This is a genomic window from Sphingopyxis indica, from assembly GCF_032879645.1.
Classification (GTDB): domain Bacteria; phylum Pseudomonadota; class Alphaproteobacteria; order Sphingomonadales; family Sphingomonadaceae; genus Sphingopyxis; species Sphingopyxis indica.
The window spans coordinates 2,123,328-2,145,760 of the sequence record NZ_CP076394.1; the positions used below are offsets into that span (position 1 = coordinate 2,123,328).

Below are 22,433 nucleotides of genomic sequence, written 5' to 3' on the forward strand. Positions count from 1 at the left end.
GCCGCCGTTCGGCGCAGCGGCAGACGTCGGGGCACCCGCGCCATAATATTGCAGTGCGTCGAGGGCGAACTCGCTCATCGCGCCGCCACGATATTGCTCACTTCGACCAGATTGCCGTCGGGGTCGTGGAAATAGAGCGAGTCGATCGTTCCGGTGGCGCCGTGGCGGTGCCCGCTGTCGATGATTTCTACACCTTGCTCGGCCAGATGGCCGCGCCACTCGGCCACCGGAACATCGCTGAGCAGGCAGAAATTGCCGCTGCCGGGCACGGTGTCGCGCGCGATCGAGGGGGCGGTGCGGGCGTCCTGCAGGCTGATCTTGTGGGCGCCGAACTGCAGCGACCATTTGCCGGGCCGCTCCTCGCGCGAGGTCATGCCGAGCACGCGCTCGTAAAAGGCGCGCGTCGCATTGACGTCGTTCACGCAGAGGACGATGTGGTCGAGGGCGGTGACCGAAAAGCGCGTGTCGCTCATGCAAAGACCCCGATCAGTGCAAGCGCACCCGCGGTGCTCAGGAACAGCCACACGATATGGCGGCCGCTCAGATAGGCTGCGTTGACAAGGCCGGTTGCCAGCCAGCCGCCGCCGATGATCGCGACGACCGCGCGCGGCGTTCCGGGCCAGGCGACGGTGATGGCGCTCAGCAGCATCAGCACCGACGTCGCGTGCCAGGCGAAACGGATGATCCGGCGGATGCGTGGATCGGTGGTCACGCCCGCGTTCAGCGCGAGCAGGGGGCGCACCATCCGCTTTTCGCCGAGCCGCGAATGGAAAAAGGCCGTCGCTGCCATCGCGGCGGCCGACAGCCACAGCCAGGTCACGCGCCGGCGCCGATAAGCTCGCGGCCGATCAGCATCCGGCGGATCTCGTTGGTCCCCGCGCCGATGTCGAGCAGCTTGGCGTCGCGCCAATAGCGCTCGACCGGCCAGTCCTTGGTATAGCCCGCGCCGCCCAGCGCCTGGATCGCCTCGCCCGCGACCTTCACCGCGCTCTCGCTCGCGAGCAGGATCGCGCCGGCGGCGTCGAAGCGCGTCGTCTGCCCCGCGTCGCATGCCCTGGCGACATTATAGACATAGGATCGCGCCGAATTGAGCGCGACATACATGTCGGCGACCTTCGCCTGCATCAGCTGGAACGAGCCGATCGGCTTGCCGAACTGCTTGCGCTCGCGCACGTAAGGAATGACGGTGTCGAGACACGCCTGCATGATGCCGAGCTGAAGCCCCGCGAGCACCACGCGCTCATAATCGAGCCCCGACATCAGCACGCCGACGCCTCCGTTCTCCGGCCCCATCACCTGTTCTTCACTGACTTCGCAATCGGTGAAGACGAGTTCGGCGGTCGGGGAGCCGCGCATCCCGACCTTGTCGATCTTTTGCCCGATGCTGAACCCCGGCATGTCCTTTTCGATCAGGAAGGCGGTGATGCCGCGCGATCCCGCCTCGGGCGAGGTCTTGGCATAGACGACGAGCGTGTCGGCACAGGTCGCGTTGGTGATCCAGAACTTCGTGCCGTTGAGGACATAGCCGCCCTGAACCTTCTCGGCCTTGAGCTTCATCGAGACGACGTCGCTGCCCGCGCCGGCTTCGGACATGGCGAGGCTTCCGACATGCTCGCCCGAGATCAGCCGGGGCAGATATTTGCGCTTCTGCTCGTCATTGCCCCAGCGGCGGATCTGGTTGACGCAGAGGTTCGAGTGCGCCCCGTAGGAGAGGCCGATCGCACCCGACGCACGCGATACCTCCTCGACCGCGATCACATGCTGAAGATAGCCGAGCCCGAGCCCGCCCCATTCTTCCTCGACGGTGATGCCGTGAAGTCCGAGCACTCCCATCTGCGTCCACAGTTCGTCGCGCGGGAACCAGTCCTCGGCGTCGGCCTTGGCGGCGAGCGGCGCGATCTGTTCGTCGGCGAAGCGGGCGGTGGTCTCGCGGATCATGTCGGCGGTCTCGCCGAGCGCGAAATCGAAGTCGGGGGTGGCGCGCATGGTCAGCCTTTCGCAGTCCGGGCGGTGAGGATGTCCCACTCTTGCACGAAAGTCGAACCATATGAAAATTGAAATCCGATGCGATAGATCATAAGAAATATTTATGATCAAGCGCGCGCATATCCGGCAGTTTCTCGCGGTCGTCGATGCTGGCAGCTTCACGCAGGCGGCGCAGCAGATCCGCGTGACGCAGCCGGCCTTGTCGACCGGCGTCGCCGAACTCGAGCGGCTCGTCGGGGCACAGCTCTTCATAAGAAACCGGCGCAAGATCCGCCTGACCGAAGCGGGCGGGCGGTTCCTCCCCATCGCGCGCGAGCTCGAACGCGCCTTTCGCGCCGCCGATGGCTTCGGCCGCGACGAAACGGCGACCGCGCCCCTGCTGCGGATTGGCGTGATCCGGTCGGCACCGGGCGAATTTCTCCAGCGGATCGTCGCCGAGTTCGCCCGATCCTTCTCGATCGAAATCGTCGAAGGAAGCGATTCCGAGCTGCGCACCGCGCTCGCGAGCGGCCGCATCCAGATCGCGCTCGTTCCGCTCAAGGCCGGGGAAGGTGAGGGCGAGGCGCTGGCGCTTTATGAAGAGCCCTTGGTCATGCTGGTTCCGCAGGATCATCCGCTGGCGTCGCGAGGCGAAGTGTCGCCCGAGGAACTGGCGCCCGAAACGATGATCGCGCGGCGCTCGTGCGAATTTCTCGACGCAACGAGCCGCTTCTTTACCCGCCACGGCGTGCGTCCCCGCTTTTCGCTGCGCAGCGACAGCGACGATCGCTGCATCCGGATGGTCGCCGCCGGGATCGGCATCACCACGGCGCCGCTGTCGCTGGCCGGCGAGGACACGGTGGCGCTACACGTCACCGGCTATGATTTTCGCCGCGAGCTGGGATTGCTGTTCGCATCGGACTGGAGCGGGCTTCCCGACATCGCCCGGCGGCTGGAGGCGCCGCTCAAGGCGATCGACGCGATCGCACGCGACTGGCAGCGCGCGAGGGTTGCGATGATCGCCTGACCCTGCAAGTCTGGCTTGGCAGGGCAAAAGGCCATACAGTTTGCCTGTTGCGGGCGGTGGCGGCAATGGCGGGGACATGACGAAGACGCTTACCCATCTGGACCGATTGGAGGCTGAGAGCCTTCATATCATGCGTGAGGTGATGGCGGACGCGGCGCGGCCTGTGATGCTGTACAGCGTCGGCAAGGACAGCGCGGTGATGCTGCATCTGGCGCGCAAGGCCTTTTATCCTTCGCCGCCGCCGTTTCCGCTGCTGCACGTCGACACGACGTGGAAGTTCCGGGCGATGTACGAAATGCGCGACCGCATGGCCGAAGAGGCGGGGATGGAGCTGATCGTGCACCAGAACCCCGAGGCGCAGGCGCGCGGGATCAACCCGTTCGACCATGGCGCGCTGCACACCGACATGTGGAAGACCGAGGGGCTGAAGCAGGCGCTCGACAAATATGGCTTCGACGTCGCCTTCGGCGGCGCGCGGCGGGACGAGGAGAAGAGCCGGGCGAAGGAACGCATCTTCTCCTTCCGCACCCAGTCGCACGGCTGGGACCCGAAGAAGCAGCGGCCCGAGCTTTGGAATCTCTACAATGCGAAGAAGGCGAAGGGCGAGAGCATCCGCGTCTTCCCGCTGTCGAACTGGACCGAGCTCGACATCTGGCAATATATCGCGCGCGAGACTATTCCGATCGTGCCGCTCTATTTTGCGGCGCCGCGGCCGACGGTGGAGCGCGACGGGCTGTTGCTGATGGTCGACGACGACCGCTTTCCGCTCAAGGACGGCGAGGTTCCTGCCCTTCGCTCGATCCGCTTTCGCACGCTCGGCTGCTATCCGCTGACCGGTGCGGTCGAAAGCACCGCTGCGACGTTGAGCGAGGTCATCCAGGAAATGCTGCTGACGACGACGAGCGAGCGCCAGGGGCGCGCGATCGACAAGGATGGCGGCGATGCGTCGATGGAGAAGAAGAAGCAGGAGGGGTACTTCTGATGGTGCGGTTCACGCCGATCCTTCCCGGCACGGGTAGGGGGACCACCGCAGGTGGTGGAGGGGCACGTGCGTCAGGGCGCTCCCTCGCGATAGCAGGATATGACGAGGGTGCCCCTCCACCATGCTTCGCATGGTCCCCCTCCCCGTGCCGGGGAGGAATCTTGTGACCGACCCCGTCTATGTCACCGATGCGCTGATTGCCGAGGATATCGACGCCTATCTGGCCAGCCATGAGCAGAAGTCGCTGCTGCGCTTCATCACCTGCGGCAGCGTCGACGACGGCAAGTCGACCTTGATCGGGCGGCTGCTTTACGACAGCAAGATGATTTTCGAGGACCAGCTCGCCGCGCTCGAGGCGGACTCGAAGCGGGTGGGCACGCAAGGTGGCGAGATCGACTTCGCGCTGCTCGTCGACGGCCTCGCCGCCGAGCGCGAGCAGGGGATCACGATCGACGTCGCCTATCGCTTCTTCACCACCGGGAAGCGCAAGTTCATCGTCGCCGACACGCCGGGGCACGAGCAATATACGCGTAACATGGTCACCGGCGCCTCGACCGCCGATCTTGCGGTGATCCTGATCGACGCGCGCAAGGGGGTGCTCACCCAGACGCGGCGGCACAGCTTTCTCGCGCATCTGCTCGGGATCCGGCATATCGTGCTCGCGGTGAACAAGATGGACCTCGTCGGTTACGACAAGGGCGTGTTCGAGCGCATCGTGCTCGCCTATCGCGCCTTTGCGAGCGAGATCGGCATCACCCATTTCACGCCGATCCCGATTTCGGGCTTTCGCGGCGACAATATCACCGCGCTGTCGCCGAACACGCCGTGGTTCAAGGGGCCGGCGTTGATCGAGCATCTCGAAAATGTCGATCTCGGAGCGCGCGTCGAGGAAGCCAAACCCTTCCGCATGCCGGTGCAGTGGGTCAACCGCCCCAACCTCGATTTCCGGGGCTTTGCGGGCCAGGTCGCGAGCGGACGCATCGCGCCGGGCGACCCGGTGCGCATCCTGCCGAGCGGCAAGACGACCAGCGTGGCGCGTATCGTGACGCTGAACGGCGATCTCGACGAGGCGGTCGCGGGGCAGTCGGTCACGCTGACGCTCGCCGACGAGGTCGATTGCTCGCGCGGCGACGTGATCGCCGCGGCGGCCGCGCCGCCCGAGGCTGCCGACCGCTTCGAGGCGACGCTGGTGTGGATGGCCGACGAGGCGATGATCCCGGGGCGCGGCTATTGGCTCAAGCTGGGGGCGCAGACGGTGTCGGCGACGGTGCAGGCCCCGAAATACGAGATCAACGTCAACACGCTCGACCATCTCGCGGCGAAGACGCTCGATTTGAATGGCATCGGCGTCGTCGAGCTGTCGACCGACAAGCCGATCGTGTTCGAGGCCTATGCCGACAATCACGCGCTCGGCGGCTTCATCCTGATCGACAAGCTGACCAATGCGACGGTCGGCGCGGGGATGCTGCACTTCAGCCTGCGCCGCGCGCAGAATGTCCATTGGCAGGCGACCGACATCAGCCGCGAGGCGCGCGCCGACCTCAAGAATCAGAAGCCCGCGCTGCTCTGGTTCACGGGATTGTCGGGATCGGGCAAGTCGACGATCGCCAACCTCGTCGAAAAGAAGCTCTTTCGGATGAACCGCCACAGCTTCCTGCTCGACGGCGACAATGTGCGTCACGGGCTCAACAAGGATCTCGGCTTTACCGAGGCCGACCGCATCGAGAATATCCGCCGCGTCGGCGAGGTCGCGAAGCTGATGACCGACGCCGGGCTGATCGTCATCACCGCCTTCATCTCGCCGTTCAAGGCCGAGCGCGACATGGTGCGCGCGATGCTGCCGGAGGGCGAGTTCCTCGAAATCTTCATCGACACGCCGCTCGAGGAAGCCGAACGGCGCGACGTGAAGGGCCTCTACAAGAAGGCGCGCAGCGGCCAGCTCAAGAATTTCACCGGTATCGACAGCCCCTATGAGGCGCCCGAAAATCCCGAGATCCGCATCGACACGACGACGATGACCGCCGAAGCCGCGGCCGACCTGATCGTCGACCGGTTGCTCGGATAGCCGCGGGACATGCTGCTGTTCCGGGGGAGGGAGGCGCATAGCCGGTCGCTGTTGAAGGCGATCAGCTGGCGCGTGCTCGGCAGCATCGACACCTTCCTGCTGAGCTATCTCTTCACCGCGAACGTCAAGGCGGCGAGCGCGATCGCGAGCACCGAGGTGCTGACCAAGATGCTGCTCTATTATCTCCACGAGCGCGCCTGGGCGCGGATCGGCTGGGGCGTGGACAAGCGCGGCGCGGCGGGCGACAAGGCCGGGGCCGAGGAAGAAGGACTGATTGTCGATCATGGCTGAAACGGACGCAGAACTCGCCGCGCGCCTCGCCGCAGCGGCGGGGGAGATATTGCTCGGCCTGCGCACCGCGGGCGAGCTTGCGGGCAAGGCGCTCGGGCAGGCGGGCGATGACGCCGCCAATGCGATGCTGTGCCGCGAGATCCGCGCCGCGCGCCCCGATGACGGCCTGCTCTCCGAAGAGGAAAAGGACAATGTCGCGCGGCTCGCGCAGTCGCGCGTGTGGATCGTCGACCCGCTCGACGGCACCCGCGAATATGGCGAAGGGCGCAGCGACTGGGCGGTGCATGTCGCGCTCGCGATCGACGGCGTCGCGGCGGTCGGCGCGGTCGCGCTTCCGGGGCTCGGGCTGACCTTGACCTCGGGCGCGCCCATCCCGCTCGGCGCCGCGAATATCCCGCCAAAGATGCTCGTCAGCCGCACCCGCCCCGCCGCCGAAGCCGTGTTCGTCGCCGAACGCCTCGGCGCCGAGCTGCTCGCCATGGGGTCGGCGGGCGCCAAGGCAATGGCGGTCGTGCGCGGCGAAGCCGACATCTACCTCCACACCGGCGGCCAATATGAATGGGACAATTGCGCCCCCGCCGCCGTCGCCGCCGCCGCCGGCCTCCACGTCAGCCGCATCGACGGAGCGCCGCTACGCTACAACAATGCCGACACCTATCTGCCCGACCTGTTGATCTGCCGACAGGAATTCGCCGCCGACGTGCTGCGGATCGCGGGGGAATTTGTGAAGCCCTGATTGGGCGATAGGCCGACCTTCCTCTTTTCGTCACCCCGGACTTGATCGGCCCTTATCCCGTTCGCATCCGTATGGCGTCATTGCGAGCGGAGCGAAGCAATCTCCAGCTATCGTCCAAACCGACCGATGGCTGGAGATTGCTTCGTCGCTGCGCTCCTCGCAATGACGGATCAAAGATTACGGACGGTGTGAGGATAAACGCCGACTTGATCCAAGGCCCATTAGGCGCAGCGTCGGAGGGAATGGCTCCCGGATCAAGTCCGGGATGACGAAGAAGGCAAACGTCCGCTTCCAACCCCAACGCCAACCCCGGGCTCTCACATTTCGCGCGCTTCGCCATTGCCAGCGCCTTCGCTGCGCCCTAACCCGTTGCATCGAGAAACCGAACGCATGGGAGACCCGCGATGACCGACCTGCCCGATACCAATCTGACGATGCTCACGCTGGTCAAGCCCGAGGGCGAGCTCGAAGTCTTCTTCGAGCGGCGGCCGATGCCCGAACCCGCGCCGCACGAGGTATTGGTGAAGATTCTCGCGACGCCGATCAATCCGTCGGACCTTGGCCTGTTGTTCGGCGCGGCCGACATGGCGAGCGCGCGCGCGTCGGAGCGCGACGGCCTGCCCGTCGTGACCGCCGATATTCCGGCGCCGGGAATGCGCGCGATGGCGCCGCGCGTCGGGCAGGCGCTGCCGATCGGCAACGAAGGGTGCGGTCTCGTGGTCAAGGCGGGCGCGTCGCCCGAAGCGCAGGCGCTGCTCGGCAAGACCGTCGCGGTGCTCGGCGGCGAAATTTACGCCGAATATCGCTGTCTGCCGGCGCAGATGTGCATGGAACTGCCCGAAGGCACCGATCCGAAGGACGGAGCCTCCTGCTTCGTCAATCCGCTCACCAGCCTTGCCTTCACCGAAACGATGCGGATGGAGGGGCACAGCGCGCTCGTCCACACCGCGGCGGCGTCGAACCTCGGCCAGATGCTCGTGAAGATCTGCGCCAAGGATGGCATCCCGCTCGTCAATATCGTGCGCAGCGCGGCGCAGGCCGAACTGCTGAAGGGCATCGGCGCGAAATATGTGGTCAACAGCAGCGACGAGGATTTCCTCGACAAGCTGACGGCTGCGCTCGTCGAAACGGGCGCGACTTGCGGCTTCGACGCGATCGGCGGCGGCAAGCTTGCGGGGCAGATTCTCGCGTGCATGGAGGCTGCGGCGGTCAAGCGGATGACGACCTACAGCCGCTATGGGTCGGATACGTTCAAGCAGGTCTATATCTATGGTGCGCTCGATGTCGGGCCAACCGTGCTCAACCGCAGCTTCGGCTTTTCCTGGTCGCTGTCGGGCTTCCTGCTCACACCCTTCATGCAAAAGGCGGGCGCGGACGTCGTCGGGCGGATGCGTGCGCGCGTGGTCGCCGAACTGACGACCACCTTCAAGAGCCACTACAGCCACGAAATCTCGCTGACCGATGCCCTCTCGCTCGACACGATCGCAAATTACAATGCGAAGCGCACGGGCGAGAAATATCTGATCCGGCCGCACGGTTGAAGTGCCGGCCGCCGAGCCGCTAGCCGTGCGACGCTGCGATTTAATCTCGTCTTTCCCGTGCCGTTAACGCTCTTCAGTGGTTGATCGCGCGCACGGGGCCAACAGTGCATGCTGCTTAGGATAAGTCCGGACGAAGTTGAGATCGGTATGTTCATCCACACCTTTGAGGGGCGGTGGATCGATCATCCCTTTTGGCGCAGTCGCTTCCTGGTCGAAACCTCCGAACAGCTAGAAAAGATCCGGCAATCGCGCGTCGAGGCGCTGGTGATCGACCCTAGCCGCAGCGTCGTCATGCCGGTGATCGACGAGGGCGCGGCGACCGATGACGGCCCCGCGGAGAAAGAGCCGCCAGCGTCTGGCCCAGCGGTCCCTGCCGCCGCCCGTGCAGAAGCGATCGATCGTCCGCCGGTCCACACCATCGCCACGCCATGGCCGGTGGCGGCACGCCCGCAGCCGCTGTTCGCGCCCGAGCGCGCGCGCGACGTCCGGCGTGCCCGGAAAAGCTATGGTCCCGAGCGCCGGCGTGCGCTGCGGGTGATCGACAAATCGCGCCGTGCGATGGTCGACGTGTTCGAATCGGCTCGCCTCGGGCGCGCGATCGAGGTCAAGTCGCTCGTCCTTCTGACGCAGGAAGTGGCCGATTCGATCCACCGCGATCCGCGCGCACTGCTCAATCTCGTCCGGCTGAAGAACAAGGACGAATATACCTATCTTCACTCAGTTGCGGTCTGCGCGCTGATGATCAATTTCGCGCGGCACCTGCAACTGGACGAGGCGACGGTACAGGATTTGGGGGTCGCCGGCCTGCTGCACGACATCGGCAAGATTGCGATTTCGGACGACATATTGCTGAAGCCCGGCGCGCTCGACAGCCGCGAGCGTCAGGCGGTCGAGGAACATCCCGTAGCCGGGCACAAGCTGTTGGCGCGGTCCCTCTCCATTCCACCAGCCGCGCTCGAGGTCTGCCTGCGACATCATGAAAAATTCGACGGCACGGGTTATCCCGACGGGCTGAACGGCGAGAAGCTCTCGCTCTTCGCGCGAATGGCGGCAATCTGTGACGTCTATGACGCCGTGACCTCCGACCGTGCCTATAGAGCGGCGTGGGCACCGTGCGAAACATTAACCGAAATGCAGAGCTGGCCGGGACATTTCGATCCGAAACTGCTCGAACGCTTCGCCGACAGTCTGGGCATATTTCCGATCGGAACGCTGGTCCGGATTTCGAACGGGTTGCTGGGTATCGTCTCGGGCAATTGCGGCACGCTCGACGAGGACGTCACGGTCCGCGCCTTTTTCGACAGCGACCGGCTCGAAGACATCGAGCCCTATGATTGCACCATCTCGCCGGGCGCGGACGATCCGCGGATCATCTGCCGCGACAGCCCGACCTTCTGGCGCTTCGACGATTGGGACGCGATGCGGATGCGAGTCATGGCCACGCGCGTCGGCCGCCCCGAAAAGGCCTGAGCGCCCGCGACATATTCCAAGCGAAGACGAGCCGGCTCCAGGGGCGGCCAGGTAAGTGTAAAATTAACCGACAGTTGACGCCTGCCGCGCTATAGACCCGAGCGAAAGGGCGCTGCGTCTTCGATGTTCAGACTGTTCAAACATTATGTTCCGCACGCGGTCGTCTGGCTGGCGCTGATCGAGTTTGCCGTGGTGCTGCTGTCGGCCGAGGCGGCGTGGCACCTCTATGCGCATCAGGCCGATTTCGACGCGGGGGGGCTCGGTGAGCGCTGGCTGCCGCTTTTGACCTTTGCGCTTTCCAATTCGCTCGCGATGATGGCGGTCGGCATGTACGGGACCGAGGCGCTGCGCTGGCTGGGTTTCGCGACCGCGCGGCTGATCGCGGCGATTTCGCTCGGCGTGATTTTTCTGTCGTTGCTCCGCTTCCTGTTGCCCGGCGCGACGCTGTGGCGCGCGAACAGCCTCTATGCGATCGTCTTTGTGATCGCCGGTATCTTCCTCGTCCGTTTCGCGGTGACACAGCTTGGTGGAACCGAAGCCTTTCGCCGCCGCATCCTCGTGCTCGGTGCCGGACCGCGCGCGGCGCGGCTCGCGGCGCTCGCGGCGCGGCCGGGGAGCGGGCTCAGCATCGTCGGCCATATCGCGATGGCCGGCAACGAGCGCGCGGTCGCGGGAGCGCTGCCGCGCGGCGCGGTCGCCAACCTGGCCGAACATGCGGTGACGCTGGGCGCCGGCGAAGTCGTATTGGCGATGGAGGAGCGGCGCGGGGCGCTGCCACTCGCCGCATTATTGCGGGTCAAGACGACCGGGGTTCATGTCAACGATATTGCGAGCTTCATCGAGCGCGAGACGGGGCGCATCGACCTGGCGACGACCAATCCGAGCGGACTGATTTTCTCGGACGGATTTTCGGCGGGCCAGCGGATTTCGAAGGTCGGCAAGCGCTTGTTCGACATTATGGCGAGCCTGGTCGTGCTGATCGTAGGCCTGCCGCTGATCCTGGTCGCAGCGATCGCGGTCAAGCTCGACAGCAAGGGACCGGTTTTCTATCGCCAGCAACGCGTCGGCCTGTTCGGCGAGCCCTATGATATCGTCAAGATCCGCTCGATGCGCACCGACGCCGAAGCCGCGGGCAAGGCAGTGTGGGCGAGCGAAAACGACCCGCGAATCACGCGCGTCGGCCGCATCATCCGCCAGCTCAGGATCGACGAGCTGCCGCAGCTCTGGTGCGTGCTGAAGGGCGAGATGAGCTTCGTCGGGCCGCGGCCCGAGCGCCCCGCCTTTGTCGAGGAGCTGACGCGCGAGCTGCCCTTTTACGCCGAGCGCCACATGGTGAAGCCGGGTCTCACCGGCTGGGCGCAGATCAACTATCCCTATGGCGCGTCGATCGAGGATGCGCGCGCGAAGCTCGAATACGACCTCTATTATGCGAAAAATTATTCGCCCTTCCTCGACCTGTTGATCCTGCTGCAGACGGTGCGCGTCGTGCTGTGGCCCGAAGGGGCGCGGTGACGATGCTCGCGGCGCTGTCGCACCTGCTCGCGGGCGCTGCGCTCGCAGGATTCGCTGGCGTCACCCTGTGGTTGCTCAGCCGGCCGCGCGCCCGGATGGCGGCGCTGATGCCGGCACCGAAATGGCTGGTCGCCGCCGCCGTGGCGACCGCGCTCTGGTGCCTGCCGGTCTATGTCTTCGGACCGGGTTCGGCCGAGGGTCTCGTCGGCCGCGCGCTTCGCAATGTCGCCTGGCTCGGCTGGCTCGGCGCAAGCTTCTGGTCGCACGATGCGCCGATGTCGCGGCCGCAGAAACTGATTCAGCGTCTGCTCATCGCGATTTCGCTGGTCGCGGCGGTCGTGGCGGGGGCGACGCTGCTGCGCACCGGACAATCCTCGCTGCCGTGGATCGGGCTGAGCCTCTCGCTGACCGCGATGATCACCGCCTCGGGCGGGTTGCTGCTCGTCGACAGCGGCGTGCGGCACGGCGGATCGGGTCTGCGGATGCCGATCGTGGCGGTGGCGGGTGCTTTCGCGATGCTCTGGGCCTACGAGCTCAACGTCCAGCTGATCGGCGCCCTGACCGGAAAGCCGGCCTCGACCCTGATGCTGCTGGCCCCCGCCGTCGCGCTGCTGATGCTGCCGACTTTCGTGCTCGCCGCGATGGACGTCGGGCGCGAGCGCATCCGATTGTCGCGCCCTGCCGCGATGCGGACGATCGCGCTGCTCGGCGCCGCGGCCTATCTGGTGCTGATCGGGCTCGCGGGGGCGGTCGCGCGGCTCGGCGGCGGCGATTATGGCGAGCTGGCGCAGGGGTTGTTCCTGATCGTCGCGCTGGGGGCGGGCGGCCTGCTGCTCGCTTCGCCGCGGTCGCGTGCGTGGCTCTCGGTGACGATCTCGAAGCATTTTTTCGAGCATCGCTATGATTATCGCACCGAATGGATGCGGTTCACCGCGACGCTGGGGCAGAGCGACGAAGGCGACAGCAACCTTTATCGCCGCGTTGCCAAGGCACTCGCCGAACTGACGGGAAGCCCGGCGGCGCTGCTGATGCTGCCCGACGTCCAGGGCTGTTTTCGCATCGCCGACCAGTGGCGCTGGCCGGCGCGCATCGACGATGAGCTTTCGCTTTCCTTGCGCTGCGCCTTCACCTTGCAGGAGGCGCAGCACATCGTCGACCTCGACGCCGTCCGGCACGGCGTTGCTGTCGAGCCCGATCTGGCCATTCCCGAGTGGATGATCACCGACACGCGTGCATGGGTCGTCGTTCCGGTGCTGCATTTCGGCCGCATGATCGCGCTCGCCGTGCTGCATCGCCCCACCGTGTCGCGCGCGCTCGATTGGGAAGATCTCGACGTGCTGCGCATCGCGGGGCAGCAGGCGGCGAGCTATCTCGCCGAATCACAGAGCCAGGCGGCGCTATCCGAAGCGAAGCGCTTCGATGAGTTCAACCGCCGCTTCGCCTTCATCATGCACGACATCAAGAATCTCGCGAGTCAGCTGTCGCTGCTCGCGCGCAATGCCGAGCGTCATGCCGACAAGCCGGAGTTTCGCGCCGATATGATCGAGACGCTCAAACTCTCCGCAGGCCGGCTGAGCGATTTGCTCGCGCGCCTGTCGCCCCGCGAGCGCAACCGGGCGAGCGAGGCGGCGCATACGCTGGTCGAACCGCTGCTCTCCGACATCGCCGCGCAGATGCGCCCGCGCCGCAACATCTTCGTGGGCTGCACGACCGGCCTCGCGGCGTGGGCCGATGTGGCTTCGGTGCGGCAGATCCTCGAACAACTCGCGACCAATGCGATCGACGCCTCGCCCGAGGGAAGCCCGGTGCAGATCATCGCGGCGAAGGAAGCGGGGCGCGTGCGCATCGACGTGCTCGACCAGGGCTGCGGGATGAGCCGCGACTTCATCCGCGAGGAGCTGTTCAAGCCCTTCGTCTCGACGAAGGAAGGCGGTTTCGGCCTCGGGGCCTTCGAGGCGCTGGGGCTCGCGCAGGCGATGAACGGCACGATCGAAGTGCTGAGCGAGCCGGGCGAGGGGAGCTGCTTTACGCTGTGGCTGCCCGCGGCGGGGGAGAATGGCGCCGATGGCGGCGAAGAGTGGATGAAGGTGGCATCATGACCAAGGAAGCGGCCGAGACGCCGCGCAAGCTGCTCGTCGTCGAGGACGACGCCGGGCTCCAGACGCAGCTCAAATGGGCCTATGACGATTATGAGGTGCTGATCGCGGGCGACCATGACGCGGCGCTCGACCTGCTGCGCGCCGAGGAGCCCGCAGTGGTGACGCTCGACCTCGGCCTGCCGCCCGATCCCGACGGGACCCGCGAGGGTTTTCGCGTGCTGAGAGCGATTCTCGAAATGAAGCCCGATGCCAAGGTGGTCGTCGTGTCGGGGCACGGCGAACGCGCGAGCGCGCTCACCGCGATCGCGAGCGGGGCATGGGATTTCTATCAGAAACCGATCGACATCGAGGAACTCGGGCTGATCGTGCGCCGCGCCTTTCACGTCCGCGACCTCGAGGTCGAGAATGCCCGGCTTGCCGAAGCGGGAGCGAGCGACAATCGCGTGCTCGGCGGGATGATCACCGGCGCGCCCGAGATGCTGAAAGTCGCGCGCACGATCGAGCGCGTCGCCAATCTGGACGTGTCGGTGATGCTGCTCGGCGCGAGCGGGACCGGCAAGGAACTGCTCGCGCGCGCCCTGCACGAGGCGAGCGCGCGGCGCGACGGCGCGTTCGTCGCGATCAACTGCGCCGCGATCCCCGAGAATCTGCTCGAAAGCGAGCTGTTCGGGCATGAGAAGGGGGCGTTCACCGGCGCGGTCAAGACGACCGAGGGGAAGATCGAGCTCGCGCACGACGGGACCTTGTTCCTCGACGAGGTCGGCGACATTCCGCTGCCGCTGCAGGTCAAATTGCTGCGCTTTTTGCAGGAGCGGACGATCGAGCGGATCGGCGGGCGCAAGGCCATCGCCGTCAACACGCGCATCGTCTGTGCGACGCACCGCGACCTCGATGCGATGATCGCCGCGGGCAGCTTTCGCGACGATCTTTACTACCGGCTCGCGGAGATGGTGGTGAAGATCCCTTCGCTCGCCGAGCGGCCGGGCGACGCGGTGCTGCTCGCGCGGCATTTCCTTCACCAATATGCGCCCGAGATGAACCCCGCGGTGCGCGGTTTCGCATCCGACGCCTTGCAGGCGATCGACGAGGCGCGCTGGCCGGGCAATGTCCGCGAGCTCGAAAACCGGATCAAGCGCGCGGTCATCATGGCCGACGGCAAGCTTGTAACGAAGGACGACCTCGATCTGGCGGCGGGCGCGGGCGACGCGGACGAGGCGGCATGGCTCAATCTGCGCAGCGCGCGCGAGGCGGCCGACCGCGTCGCGATCCGCCGCGCGATGGCGCAGAGCGAGGGCAATATTTCGGCGGCGGCGAAGCTGCTCGGGATCAGCCGGCCGACGCTCTATGATCTCTTGAGGCAATATCGGATGCATGGCTGACATGACGGCGGGGCGGCTTCGGGCCGGCGCGCTGCTCGCGGCGTTGCTGCTCGCCGGCTGCGGTGGGCGTGAAGCCGAGGCGCCGCGCGCGGCGCTCGAGCGTCAGCGCGCCGAATTGACGCGCTATGTCGCCGATCACCCCGAAGCGGTGCGCGAGCGCGCCGCGCTGGCGCGCGTCGCCATGCGGCTCGGCGACGGCGTGACGGCCGAAGCGGCGGTCGAGGAGGCGATCGCGGCGGGCGGCGCGGGCGAGGTGCTGCGTCCGCTGCTCGCGCGCGCCTATGCGATGCAGGGCGAGGGCGACCGGGCGATCGCGACGCTCGATGCGGGGCCGATCGCACCCGAAATGCTCGGCGAAGCGGCGTGGGTCGAAGCCAATGTCCGCCTCGATCGGGGCGACCTGGACGGCGCGCGCAAGGCCTTTGACCTCGCGCTCCGCGAGCGGCCGCGCGAGGCGGGGCTGTGGGCCGACGTCGCGCGCTTTCGTGCCGCCAACGCCGACGCGCGCGGCGCACGCCAGGCGGTCGACCATGCGATCGACCTCGACGCCGGAAATGGTGCGGCGCTCGCGCTCAAGGCCGATCTGGTGCGCGATCAGCAGGGACTGGCGCCCGCGCTTGCATGGTATGACAGGGCGCTCGCCGCCGACCCCGGCAATGCCGAGGCGTGGATCGAGCGCGCGGCGACGCTCGGCGATCTCGGCCGCTATCGCGAAATGCTCGCGTCGCTGCGCCGTGCCGCCACGTTGACGCCGGGCGAGCCGCGCCTTTTCTATCTGCAAGCCGTACTCGCCGCGCGCGCGGGCAACTACCGCCTCGCGCGCAGCCTGCTCCAGCGCACGCGCGGGCAGCTCGACGACGAGCCGGGATTCATGCTGGTCAGCGCAATCGCCGAATTGCAGCTCGGCGGGCAGGCGCTCGCCGCGACCTGGGCCGAACGGCTGGTCGAGGTGCAGCCGCATAATTTTACCGTCCGCCGCCTCCTTGCCGCGGCGAACTGGGCCGATGCCGACGATGAGGGCGCGGCAGCGGCGCTGGCCCCGATCGTCGCGCGCGCCGACGCCGACAGCTGGTCGCTGCTGCTCGCGGCGCGCGTCGCGGCCGAGCAGGGCGACGGGAAGGGCTCGGCGGCCTATCAGGACCGCGCGGCGCGCCTGGCCCGCGGCGCGGCGGCGCCCTTCGCGGTCGATGATGATCCGCTGCTCGTCGCGATGGCAGCCGAAGCCGCGCCGCTCGATCCGTCGAAGGTGATTCCGGCGATCGCGGCCGACGTGATGCAGGGCAACGGTGCGCGCGCGCTCGAACGTGCGGCGCGGCTGCGCGACGCCAATCCCGGGGTCGCCGACGCGCACCGGCTGTTCGGCGATGCCGCGCTGGCGGAAGGGCGCCTGGACCTTGCAGTCGCCGCCTTTCGCAAGGCGCGCAACCTCGATGCGGGCGAAGGTGCGGCATTGCGCCTTGCCGACGCGCTGCTTCGCAGCGGCGATTCCGCGGGAGCCGCCGCGGCGGTCGCTGCGTTACGCGAAAGCGGCCCCTCGAGCATCGCCGCCGACCGGTTCGCCGGCCGCCTGGCGCTCGATCGCCGCCGCTGGGATGCGGCGATCGCGGCGTTCGAGCGCGTGCGCCGCCGCCTCGGCGACCGCGACGCGGTGATCCTGCGCGATCTTGCGCGGGCGTGGATGGCAAAGGGCGAAGCGAAGCGCGCGCTGCCGCTGGCGGCGCGCGCCTATCGACTGCAACCGCTCAATCGCGGCATCATGCTGCTCTATGCCGATCTGCTCGAAGCGCAGGGCGATGCGGCGAATGCCGCCGCGCTGCGCGACAAGGCGGCGCAGGCCGGTCGGTAGCTCAGGCGTCGCTGAGGTCGAGCAGGGTGCGCGCGTCGAGGCCGATGCGGCGCATCTGCTGCGCGACGGGCGGCCAGACGTTGGTCAGGAAATCGTCGCGCATCAGTTCGCGCAGCCGTTCGGTCGCGCCTTCGGCGACGAACATGCCGACTCCACGCTTGACCGTCACCAGTCCCTCGTCCTGAAAGGTCTGATAGGCCTTTGCCACGGTGAGCGGATTCGCGCCCTCCTCGGCCGCGAGCGAGCGCACCGACGGCAGCATGTCGCCGTCGCCATAGGCGCCGTCGAGGATCGCGTTGGCGATGACGTCGCGCAGGCGCTGATACACGGGCTTGGACTGATCGAGCATGCCGCCTTAATGCCATAAGACAGCAGGACAGTCAAATCGCCCACTTGCTCGACCGGTCCAGTTTTTGAAACTAAATGTCCCAGTCGCCGACCACGTCATCATAATCTGGCCGCGGCCGTTCGGACAGCTCGGCGCCAGGGGTTCCGAAAAAGAAGAATCCCACGATCGTGTCGCCGTCGCGCGCACCAAAGGCGGCCGCGACGTCGCGGTTATAGGCGGCCCAACCGGTAAGCCAGCTCCCCACGAAACCGTGCGCATGCGCGGCGTGGAGCAGGTTCATGCCGACCGCGCCCGCCGACATCTGCTGTTCCCAGACCGGGATCTTGCTGTCCTGCACCGGCGTCGAGAGGAGCAGGAGCAGCGTCGGCGCCTGATGCGCGAACTGGTCGAGCGCCGAGAGGTCGAGTCCCTCTGCCCCCGGATGCTCGGCGATCCAGGCGCGTTTGAGCAAGTCGGCGAGCCTGCCGCGCTGGTCGCCCGCGACGGTGACGATGCGCCACGGTGCGAGCTTGCCATGGTCGGGCGTGCGCAAGGCGAGCGCGACGATGTCGCGCAGCGTGTCGGCATCGGGGCCGGGCGCGATCATGTCGCGCGCCTTGCCCGAACGGCGGGTGGCGAGGTGCGAGCGGAGCGAGGAGATGTCGTTGAACATGGCGGGGCATGTGGCCCTTTTGCGAGGCTTTCGCAAGAGCGTCGCGGCGCCTCCATTGGTTTCACGCGCAATTAGATTCTTTCAATCCGTCATTTTCGCGCTAGGTTGCGCGCCATCGCGCGGCAAAAGCCGCAGCAAAATCAAACGGGGACAAGGGACGCACACGCATGAAAGATATAGGTTTGTGGGATGAAGGGGACTGGCTGGCGGTCATCGCGGTCGTGGTATTGGGCGCGTTTCTGACCGTCGGCGCGATGATCGCGGCGAGCAAGAAACCGGAATTCGCCGGCCACCCCCGCGGCCTCTATATGCTCTTCTTTGCCGAGATGTGGGAGCGCTTTTCCTACTATGGTATGCGCGCGCTGCTGATCTTTTACCTGACGCAGCACTGGCTGTTTTCGGACGGCAAATCGAACCTGATCTATGGTGCCTATACCAGTCTCGTCTATATTACCCCGGTGCTTGGCGGCTATCTGGCCGATCGCTATCTCGGACAGCGCAAGGCGGTGCTGTTCGGCGGGGTGCTGTTGTCGCTCGGCCATTTGTTCATGGCGTTCGAGGGCACCGGCGGACAGTCCGATCCGACGATCAACATCTTCTGGTTCGCGCTCGCGCTGATTATCGTCGGCTCGGGCTTTTTGAAGGCCAACATCTCGGTCATGGTCGGCCAGCTCTATCGCCTGACCGACATGCGCCGCGACGCCGCCTATACGATCTTCTACATGGGCATCAACGTCGGCGCCGCGCTTGGCACCATCCTCGTCGGCTATCTGGGCCAGACCGTCGGCTGGGCCTATGGCTTCGGCCTTGCCGGTATCGGCATGGTCGCCGGCCTGATCGTCTTCGTGCTCGGCAAGAAGGTGCTGCTCGGTGCGGGCGAAGCGCCCGAACCGCTCGCGCGCAGCAAGGAAATGACCATCTATGGCATCGGCCTCGCCGCAGTCGCGGTGATGTGGGCGCTGGTACAATATCAGGATGTCATCCAGACGCTGCTGATCATTTCGGGCTTCGCCCTGCTCGGCTGGGTGCTCTTTCAGGCTTTCAGGCTCGACAAGGAGCCGCGTGAGCGGATTTTCGCCATCCTGTTCCTCATCGCGCTCAACCCGCTCTTCTGGGGTCTGTTCGAGCAGGCGGGGGGCAGCTTCAACCTCTATACCGACCGCTATGTCGATATCGGCGGGGTGCCGGCTTCGGTGTTCCAGTCGATCAACCCCATTTATATCATCCTGTTCGCGCCTGTCTTCGCCGCGCTGTGGCAATGGCTCGGCAAGCGCGGGCTTGAGCCGTCGGCGCCGGCGAAATTCGCGCTGGCGCTCGCGCAGGTCGGCCTCGGCTTTCTCGTCTTCGTCTGGGGCGCGAAGAGCGTCGGAATGGAAACGATGACGCCCGTGATCTTCGTCTTCCTGCTCTATCTGCTCCACACGACCGGCGAGCTTTGCCTGTCGCCGGTCGGGCTCAGCGCGATGAACCGGCTCGCGCCGTCCTTCATGGCATCGCTCATCATGGGCGCCTGGTTCTACATGACCGCGGTCGGCAATTTCGTCGCGGGCAAGATCGGCGAGGCGACCGGCGGCGAGAGCGGCGAAATGACCAAGGAGGCGACGCTCGCCATCTATAACGAGATCGGCTGGATCACGCTCGGGGTGGCGGTGGTCGTCCTTGCGCTGTCGCCGATCGTCAAGCGCTGGATGCACCTCGACACGCTGCGCGACCGTCCGTCCGATGTCGCGGGCGCCGAGGAACTGGGCGAGGCACAGGCTGCCGGCGTCCACCCCGAACCCAAGCCGGCGAGCTGATCATGGTCCGGGGCATGAAGAGCGGCCTTCTGGCCGCGGCGACGCTGGTGTTCGCAGGATGCGCGGCGACCGACGCGCAGCCGCAGGCGGCGGGGAGCGACGCCGCGCCGGCGGCGACCGGCGCGAAGGCCGAACGGTTCGACAAGAACCCCTATCCCTCGACCTATCACGCCTATCCGGGCCGCGTGACCGCGGTGACGGGCGTGACGATTTTCGACGGCGAGGGCGGGCGGATCGACGGCGGCACGGTGGTGCTGGCGGAGGGCAAGGTCGCGAGCATCGGCGGCGCCGATACAGCAATCCCCGCCGACGCGCTGGTGATCGACGGGCGCGGCAAGTTCGTCACGCCGGGGGTGATCGACGTCCACAGCCACCTCGGCGTCTATCCGTCGCCCGGCGTCGACGCGCATAGCGACGGCAATGAGATGACGAGCCCGACGACCCCCGAAGTATGGGCCGAGCATAGCGTCTGGCCGCAGGACCCGGGCTTTTCGCGCGCGCTCGCCAACGGCGGGGTGACGACCTTGCAGATCCTGCCGGGCAGCGCGAACCTGATCGGCGGGCGTTCAGTGACGCTGAAGAATGTGCCGTCGCGCACCGTGCAGGGCATGAAATTCCCCGGCGCGCCTTATGGCATGAAGATGGCGTGCGGCGAGAATCCGAAGCGCGTCTATGGCGGCAAGGGGCGGATGCCCTCGACCCGCATGGGCAATTTCGCGGTCGACCGCCAGACCTGGGCGAAGGCCGCAGCCTATAAGAAGAAGCTCGATGAGGGCAAGACGGTCGATCGCGACCTCGCGATGGAAACGCTCGCGGGCGTGCTGTCGGGCGAGATCCTCGTCCACAATCACTGCTACCGCGCCGACGAAATGGCGCAGGTCATCGATATGAGCCACGAGTTCGGCTACAAGGTCACCGCGTTCCACCACGCGGTCGAGGCTTACAAGGTCGCCGACCTGCTCAGGAAGGAAGGCATTTGCGCCGCGCTGTGGGCCGACTGGTGGGGCTTCAAGATGGAGGCCTATGATTCGGTGCCCGAAAATCTGCCGATGGTCGAGCAGGCGGGGGCGTGCGCGATCGTCCATTCGGACGATGCGAACCAGATCCAGCGGCTCAATCAGGAGGCGGCAAAGGCGCTCGCCGCGGGGCGCCGCATGGGGCTGACGATCAGCGACGAGCGCGCGTGGCGCTGGCTCGCGATCAACCCCGCGACCGCGCTCGGCATCGCCGACAAGACGGGCAGCCTGAAGCCCGGCAAGATGGCCGACGTCGTGCTGTGGAACGGCAATCCGTTCAGCGTCTATACGCGTCCCGAAAAGGTATGGATCGACGGTGCGCTGCTGTACGACGCCGATGATCCGAAGCGGCGGCCGGTGAGCGATTTCGAGTTGGGCCAGCCGGGCGAGGGAGATGTGAAATGATCCGCGCGCTCCTGCTTTCCGCCGCCGCGCTGCTTGCGCTTCCTGCTGCGGCGCAAGACGTCGCGATCACCAATGCGAAGCTCGTCATCGGCGACGGCAGCGCGCCGGTCGAAGGCGGCACCGTCGTCGTGCGCGGCGGCAAGGTCGTCGCGGCGGGTGCGGGCGTTGCGGTGCCCGCGGGGATCGAAACGGTCGATGCCGGCGGCCATTATGTGACGCCGGGGATCGTCGCGGCGTTCAGCCGCGTCGGGCTGACCGAAGTCGATGCGGTCTCCGGCACCAACGATCGCAGCGCGCCGCGCACGCGCTTTTCCGCCGGGCTCGACATTGCGCCGGCGCTCAACCCGATGGGCTCGCCGGTCGTGGTGAACCGCGCAGCGGGCGTCACGCGCGCAGTTGTGGCGCCCGGAGGCAGCAGCAATTTGTTCGCAGGTCAGGGCGCGGTCGTCGATCTGGGCGACGACATGGCCATGGTCACGCGCCCGCGCGCGCTGCAATATGTCGCCTTTGGCGAGGATGGCGCGTCGAAGGCGGGCGGCAGCCGCGCCGCGACCTTCCTGCTCTTTCGCGAACAATTGCTCGCGGCGCGCAGCTATGCCCGCGGGGCCGCGACGCTCGCCGAATGGGGCAATGACGCGATGATCCAGCGCGCCGACGCCGACGCGCTGGTGCGCGTGATCGACGGCACGACGCCGCTGTTCGTGCGCGTCGACCGCGCCGCCGACATATTGAACGTCGTCAAGCTGAAGCAGGATTTTCCCGCGATGAAGCTGGTGCTCGTCGGGGCGACCGAAGGCTGGCTGGTGGCGCCGCAGATCGCGGCGGCGCGCGTGCCGGTGATCGTCTCGCCGCTCACCGACCTGCCGAACAGCTTCGAACAGCTCGGCGCGACGCAGTCGAACGCCGGGCGGCTCGAAGCCGCGGGGGTGACGGTCGCGGTCGGCGTGTTCGACGACGACGATGCGCACAAGATGGGCTATGCGACGCAATATGCAGGCAATCTGGTCGCGCTGACCAAAATGCCGGGCACGAGCGGGTTGAGCTGGGATCAGGCCTTTGCCGCGATCAGCAGCGGCCCCGCGCGCGCGGTGGGCATGGACGATCGCATCGGCTCGCTGAAGCCGGGGCGCGTCGGCGATGTGGTGATCTGGGATCGCGATCCGCTCGAGCTGGGCAGCCGCCCGACCGCGATCTGGATCGACGGCAAGCGCCAGTCGCTGACGACGCGGCAGGACCGGCTGCGCGACCGCTATGCCGATCCGGCCGAGGGCGCGCTGCCCAACGCCTATGACTGGTAGCTGC

General features: G+C 66.7%; 19 protein-coding genes. 14 read left to right on the forward strand and 5 right to left on the reverse strand.

All coding sequences use genetic code 11. The annotated features are described in order from the left end of the window. Window positions 1–74: 74 nt before the first annotated feature. Genes KNJ79_RS10035 through KNJ79_RS10045 form a run of 3 tightly spaced genes read right to left on the reverse strand, consistent with a single transcriptional unit; the run spans window position 75 to window position 1,986 of the window. On the reverse strand, window positions 75–473 hold the full coding sequence (locus KNJ79_RS10035; protein WP_317153837.1) for a VOC family protein: 399 nt from the start codon (window positions 471–473) through the stop codon (window positions 75–77). After that, a complete protein-coding gene (locus KNJ79_RS10040; protein WP_317153838.1) occupies window positions 470–820 on the reverse strand; it encodes a hypothetical protein in 351 nt (116 codons plus the stop codon). The genes KNJ79_RS10035 and KNJ79_RS10040 overlap by 4 nt, the downstream gene beginning before the upstream one ends. Next, window positions 817–1,986, reverse strand: coding sequence for an isovaleryl-CoA dehydrogenase (locus KNJ79_RS10045; RefSeq protein ID WP_317153902.1), 1,170 nt, complete (start codon window positions 1,984–1,986; stop codon window positions 817–819). Before KNJ79_RS10045 ends, KNJ79_RS10040 begins: the two co-directional genes overlap by 4 nt. A 103-nt stretch (window positions 1,987–2,089) precedes the next feature. Here KNJ79_RS10045 and KNJ79_RS10050 point away from each other — a divergent pair, with 103 nt between their 5' ends. From KNJ79_RS10050 to KNJ79_RS10100, 11 genes are all read left to right on the forward strand, one after another. Then, window positions 2,090–2,992: a LysR family transcriptional regulator gene (locus KNJ79_RS10050; RefSeq protein ID WP_317153839.1), complete on the forward strand. Its 903-nt coding sequence runs from the start codon at window positions 2,090–2,092 to the stop codon at window positions 2,990–2,992. 76 nt (window positions 2,993–3,068) lie between these two features. Beyond that, window positions 3,069–3,974 carry a sulfate adenylyltransferase subunit CysD gene (gene cysD / locus KNJ79_RS10055; RefSeq protein ID WP_089214461.1) on the forward strand — a complete coding sequence of 302 codons (906 nt, stop codon included), beginning with the start codon at window positions 3,069–3,071 and terminating at the stop codon, window positions 3,972–3,974. 130 nt (window positions 3,975–4,104) lie between these two features. Continuing rightward, the gene (cysN, locus tag KNJ79_RS10060; RefSeq protein WP_317153903.1) at window positions 4,105–6,039 is read left to right on the forward strand and encodes a sulfate adenylyltransferase subunit CysN; all 1,935 of its coding nucleotides are present in this window, start codon (window positions 4,105–4,107) and stop codon (window positions 6,037–6,039) included. A gap of 9 nt (window positions 6,040–6,048) precedes the next feature. Then, entirely contained in the window at window positions 6,049–6,330 is a 282-nt protein-coding gene (locus KNJ79_RS10065; RefSeq protein ID WP_317153840.1) for a DUF2061 domain-containing protein, read from the forward strand. Next, window positions 6,323–7,066, forward strand: a complete 744-nt coding sequence (locus tag KNJ79_RS10070; protein ID WP_317153841.1) for a 3'(2'),5'-bisphosphate nucleotidase CysQ — start codon at window positions 6,323–6,325, stop codon at window positions 7,064–7,066. Before KNJ79_RS10065 ends, KNJ79_RS10070 begins: the two co-directional genes overlap by 8 nt. Window positions 7,067–7,470: 404 nt before the next feature. Continuing rightward, on the forward strand, window positions 7,471–8,607 hold the full coding sequence (locus tag KNJ79_RS10075; RefSeq protein ID WP_317153842.1) for a zinc-binding dehydrogenase: 1,137 nt from the start codon (window positions 7,471–7,473) through the stop codon (window positions 8,605–8,607). 147 nt (window positions 8,608–8,754) lie between these two features. Then, window positions 8,755–10,077 (forward strand): HD-GYP domain-containing protein, encoded by a 1,323-nt coding sequence (locus KNJ79_RS10080; protein WP_317153843.1) that lies wholly within the window; start codon window positions 8,755–8,757, stop codon window positions 10,075–10,077. Window positions 10,078–10,200: 123 nt separating this feature from the next. Then, window positions 10,201–11,589 carry a TIGR03013 family XrtA/PEP-CTERM system glycosyltransferase gene (locus tag KNJ79_RS10085; protein WP_089214467.1) on the forward strand — a complete coding sequence of 463 codons (1,389 nt, stop codon included), beginning with the start codon at window positions 10,201–10,203 and terminating at the stop codon, window positions 11,587–11,589. Window positions 11,590–11,591: 2 nt separating this feature from the next. Continuing rightward, the gene (gene prsK, locus KNJ79_RS10090) at window positions 11,592–13,688 is read left to right on the forward strand and encodes an XrtA/PEP-CTERM system histidine kinase PrsK (RefSeq protein WP_317153904.1); all 2,097 of its coding nucleotides are present in this window, start codon (window positions 11,592–11,594) and stop codon (window positions 13,686–13,688) included. Next, a complete protein-coding gene (prsR, locus tag KNJ79_RS10095; RefSeq protein WP_317153844.1) occupies window positions 13,685–15,067 on the forward strand; it encodes a PEP-CTERM-box response regulator transcription factor in 1,383 nt (460 codons plus the stop codon). The genes prsK and prsR overlap by 4 nt, the downstream gene beginning before the upstream one ends. Further along, window positions 15,060–16,913 carry a tetratricopeptide repeat protein gene (locus KNJ79_RS10100; protein ID WP_317153845.1) on the forward strand — a complete coding sequence of 618 codons (1,854 nt, stop codon included), beginning with the start codon at window positions 15,060–15,062 and terminating at the stop codon, window positions 16,911–16,913. The genes prsR and KNJ79_RS10100 overlap by 8 nt, the downstream gene beginning before the upstream one ends. A 1-nt stretch (window position 16,914) precedes the next feature. On the opposite strand, the gene KNJ79_RS10105 is transcribed toward KNJ79_RS10100, so the two are convergent. Then, window positions 16,915–17,262: a GntR family transcriptional regulator gene (locus KNJ79_RS10105; RefSeq protein WP_317150967.1), complete on the reverse strand. Its 348-nt coding sequence runs from the start codon at window positions 17,260–17,262 to the stop codon at window positions 16,915–16,917. A 70-nt stretch (window positions 17,263–17,332) separates the two neighbouring features. Further along, window positions 17,333–17,914: a nitroreductase family protein gene (locus tag KNJ79_RS10110; RefSeq protein ID WP_317150968.1), complete on the reverse strand. Its 582-nt coding sequence runs from the start codon at window positions 17,912–17,914 to the stop codon at window positions 17,333–17,335. A 167-nt stretch (window positions 17,915–18,081) separates the two neighbouring features. Between KNJ79_RS10110 and KNJ79_RS10115 the strand changes: the two genes are divergently transcribed. Genes KNJ79_RS10115 through KNJ79_RS10125 form a run of 3 tightly spaced genes read left to right on the forward strand, consistent with a single transcriptional unit; the run spans window position 18,082 to window position 22,429 of the window. After that, window positions 18,082–19,710, forward strand: coding sequence for a peptide MFS transporter (locus tag KNJ79_RS10115; protein ID WP_317150969.1), 1,629 nt, complete (start codon window positions 18,082–18,084; stop codon window positions 19,708–19,710). A 14-nt stretch (window positions 19,711–19,724) separates the two neighbouring features. Continuing rightward, window positions 19,725–21,131: an amidohydrolase gene (locus KNJ79_RS10120; protein ID WP_089214776.1), complete on the forward strand. Its 1,407-nt coding sequence runs from the start codon at window positions 19,725–19,727 to the stop codon at window positions 21,129–21,131. After that, window positions 21,128–22,429, forward strand: coding sequence for an amidohydrolase family protein (locus KNJ79_RS10125; protein WP_317150970.1), 1,302 nt, complete (start codon window positions 21,128–21,130; stop codon window positions 22,427–22,429). Before KNJ79_RS10120 ends, KNJ79_RS10125 begins: the two co-directional genes overlap by 4 nt. The last annotated feature ends 4 nt before the right edge of the window (window positions 22,430–22,433 follow it).

What these genes read in the sequence shown, in the direction of transcription:
- KNJ79_RS10035 (WP_317153837.1), bottom strand. Translation starts at nt 473, where the DNA reads ATGAGCGACACGCGCTTTTCGGTCACCGCCCTCGACCACATCGTCCTC.
- KNJ79_RS10045 (WP_317153902.1), bottom strand. Translation starts at nt 1,986, where the DNA reads ATGCGCGCCACCCCCGACTTCGATTTCGCGCTCGGCGAGACCGCCGAC.
- KNJ79_RS10050 (WP_317153839.1), top strand. Translation starts at nt 2,090, where the DNA reads ATGATCAAGCGCGCGCATATCCGGCAGTTTCTCGCGGTCGTCGATGCT.
- cysD (WP_089214461.1), top strand. Translation starts at nt 3,069, where the DNA reads ATGACGAAGACGCTTACCCATCTGGACCGATTGGAGGCTGAGAGCCTT.
- cysN (WP_317153903.1), top strand. Translation starts at nt 4,105, where the DNA reads ATGGTCCCCCTCCCCGTGCCGGGGAGGAATCTTGTGACCGACCCCGTC.
- KNJ79_RS10065 (WP_317153840.1), top strand. Translation starts at nt 6,049, where the DNA reads ATGCTGCTGTTCCGGGGGAGGGAGGCGCATAGCCGGTCGCTGTTGAAG.
- KNJ79_RS10070 (WP_317153841.1), top strand. Translation starts at nt 6,323, where the DNA reads ATGGCTGAAACGGACGCAGAACTCGCCGCGCGCCTCGCCGCAGCGGCG.
- KNJ79_RS10075 (WP_317153842.1), top strand. Translation starts at nt 7,471, where the DNA reads ATGACCGACCTGCCCGATACCAATCTGACGATGCTCACGCTGGTCAAG.
- KNJ79_RS10080 (WP_317153843.1), top strand. Translation starts at nt 8,755, where the DNA reads ATGTTCATCCACACCTTTGAGGGGCGGTGGATCGATCATCCCTTTTGG.
- KNJ79_RS10085 (WP_089214467.1), top strand. Translation starts at nt 10,201, where the DNA reads ATGTTCAGACTGTTCAAACATTATGTTCCGCACGCGGTCGTCTGGCTG.
- prsK (WP_317153904.1), top strand. Translation starts at nt 11,592, where the DNA reads ATGCTCGCGGCGCTGTCGCACCTGCTCGCGGGCGCTGCGCTCGCAGGA.
- prsR (WP_317153844.1), top strand. Translation starts at nt 13,685, where the DNA reads ATGACCAAGGAAGCGGCCGAGACGCCGCGCAAGCTGCTCGTCGTCGAG.
- KNJ79_RS10100 (WP_317153845.1), top strand. Translation starts at nt 15,060, where the DNA reads ATGGCTGACATGACGGCGGGGCGGCTTCGGGCCGGCGCGCTGCTCGCG.
- KNJ79_RS10105 (WP_317150967.1), bottom strand. Translation starts at nt 17,262, where the DNA reads ATGCTCGATCAGTCCAAGCCCGTGTATCAGCGCCTGCGCGACGTCATC.
- KNJ79_RS10110 (WP_317150968.1), bottom strand. Translation starts at nt 17,914, where the DNA reads ATGTTCAACGACATCTCCTCGCTCCGCTCGCACCTCGCCACCCGCCGT.
- KNJ79_RS10115 (WP_317150969.1), top strand. Translation starts at nt 18,082, where the DNA reads ATGAAAGATATAGGTTTGTGGGATGAAGGGGACTGGCTGGCGGTCATC.
- KNJ79_RS10120 (WP_089214776.1), top strand. Translation starts at nt 19,725, where the DNA reads ATGAAGAGCGGCCTTCTGGCCGCGGCGACGCTGGTGTTCGCAGGATGC.
- KNJ79_RS10125 (WP_317150970.1), top strand. Translation starts at nt 21,128, where the DNA reads ATGATCCGCGCGCTCCTGCTTTCCGCCGCCGCGCTGCTTGCGCTTCCT.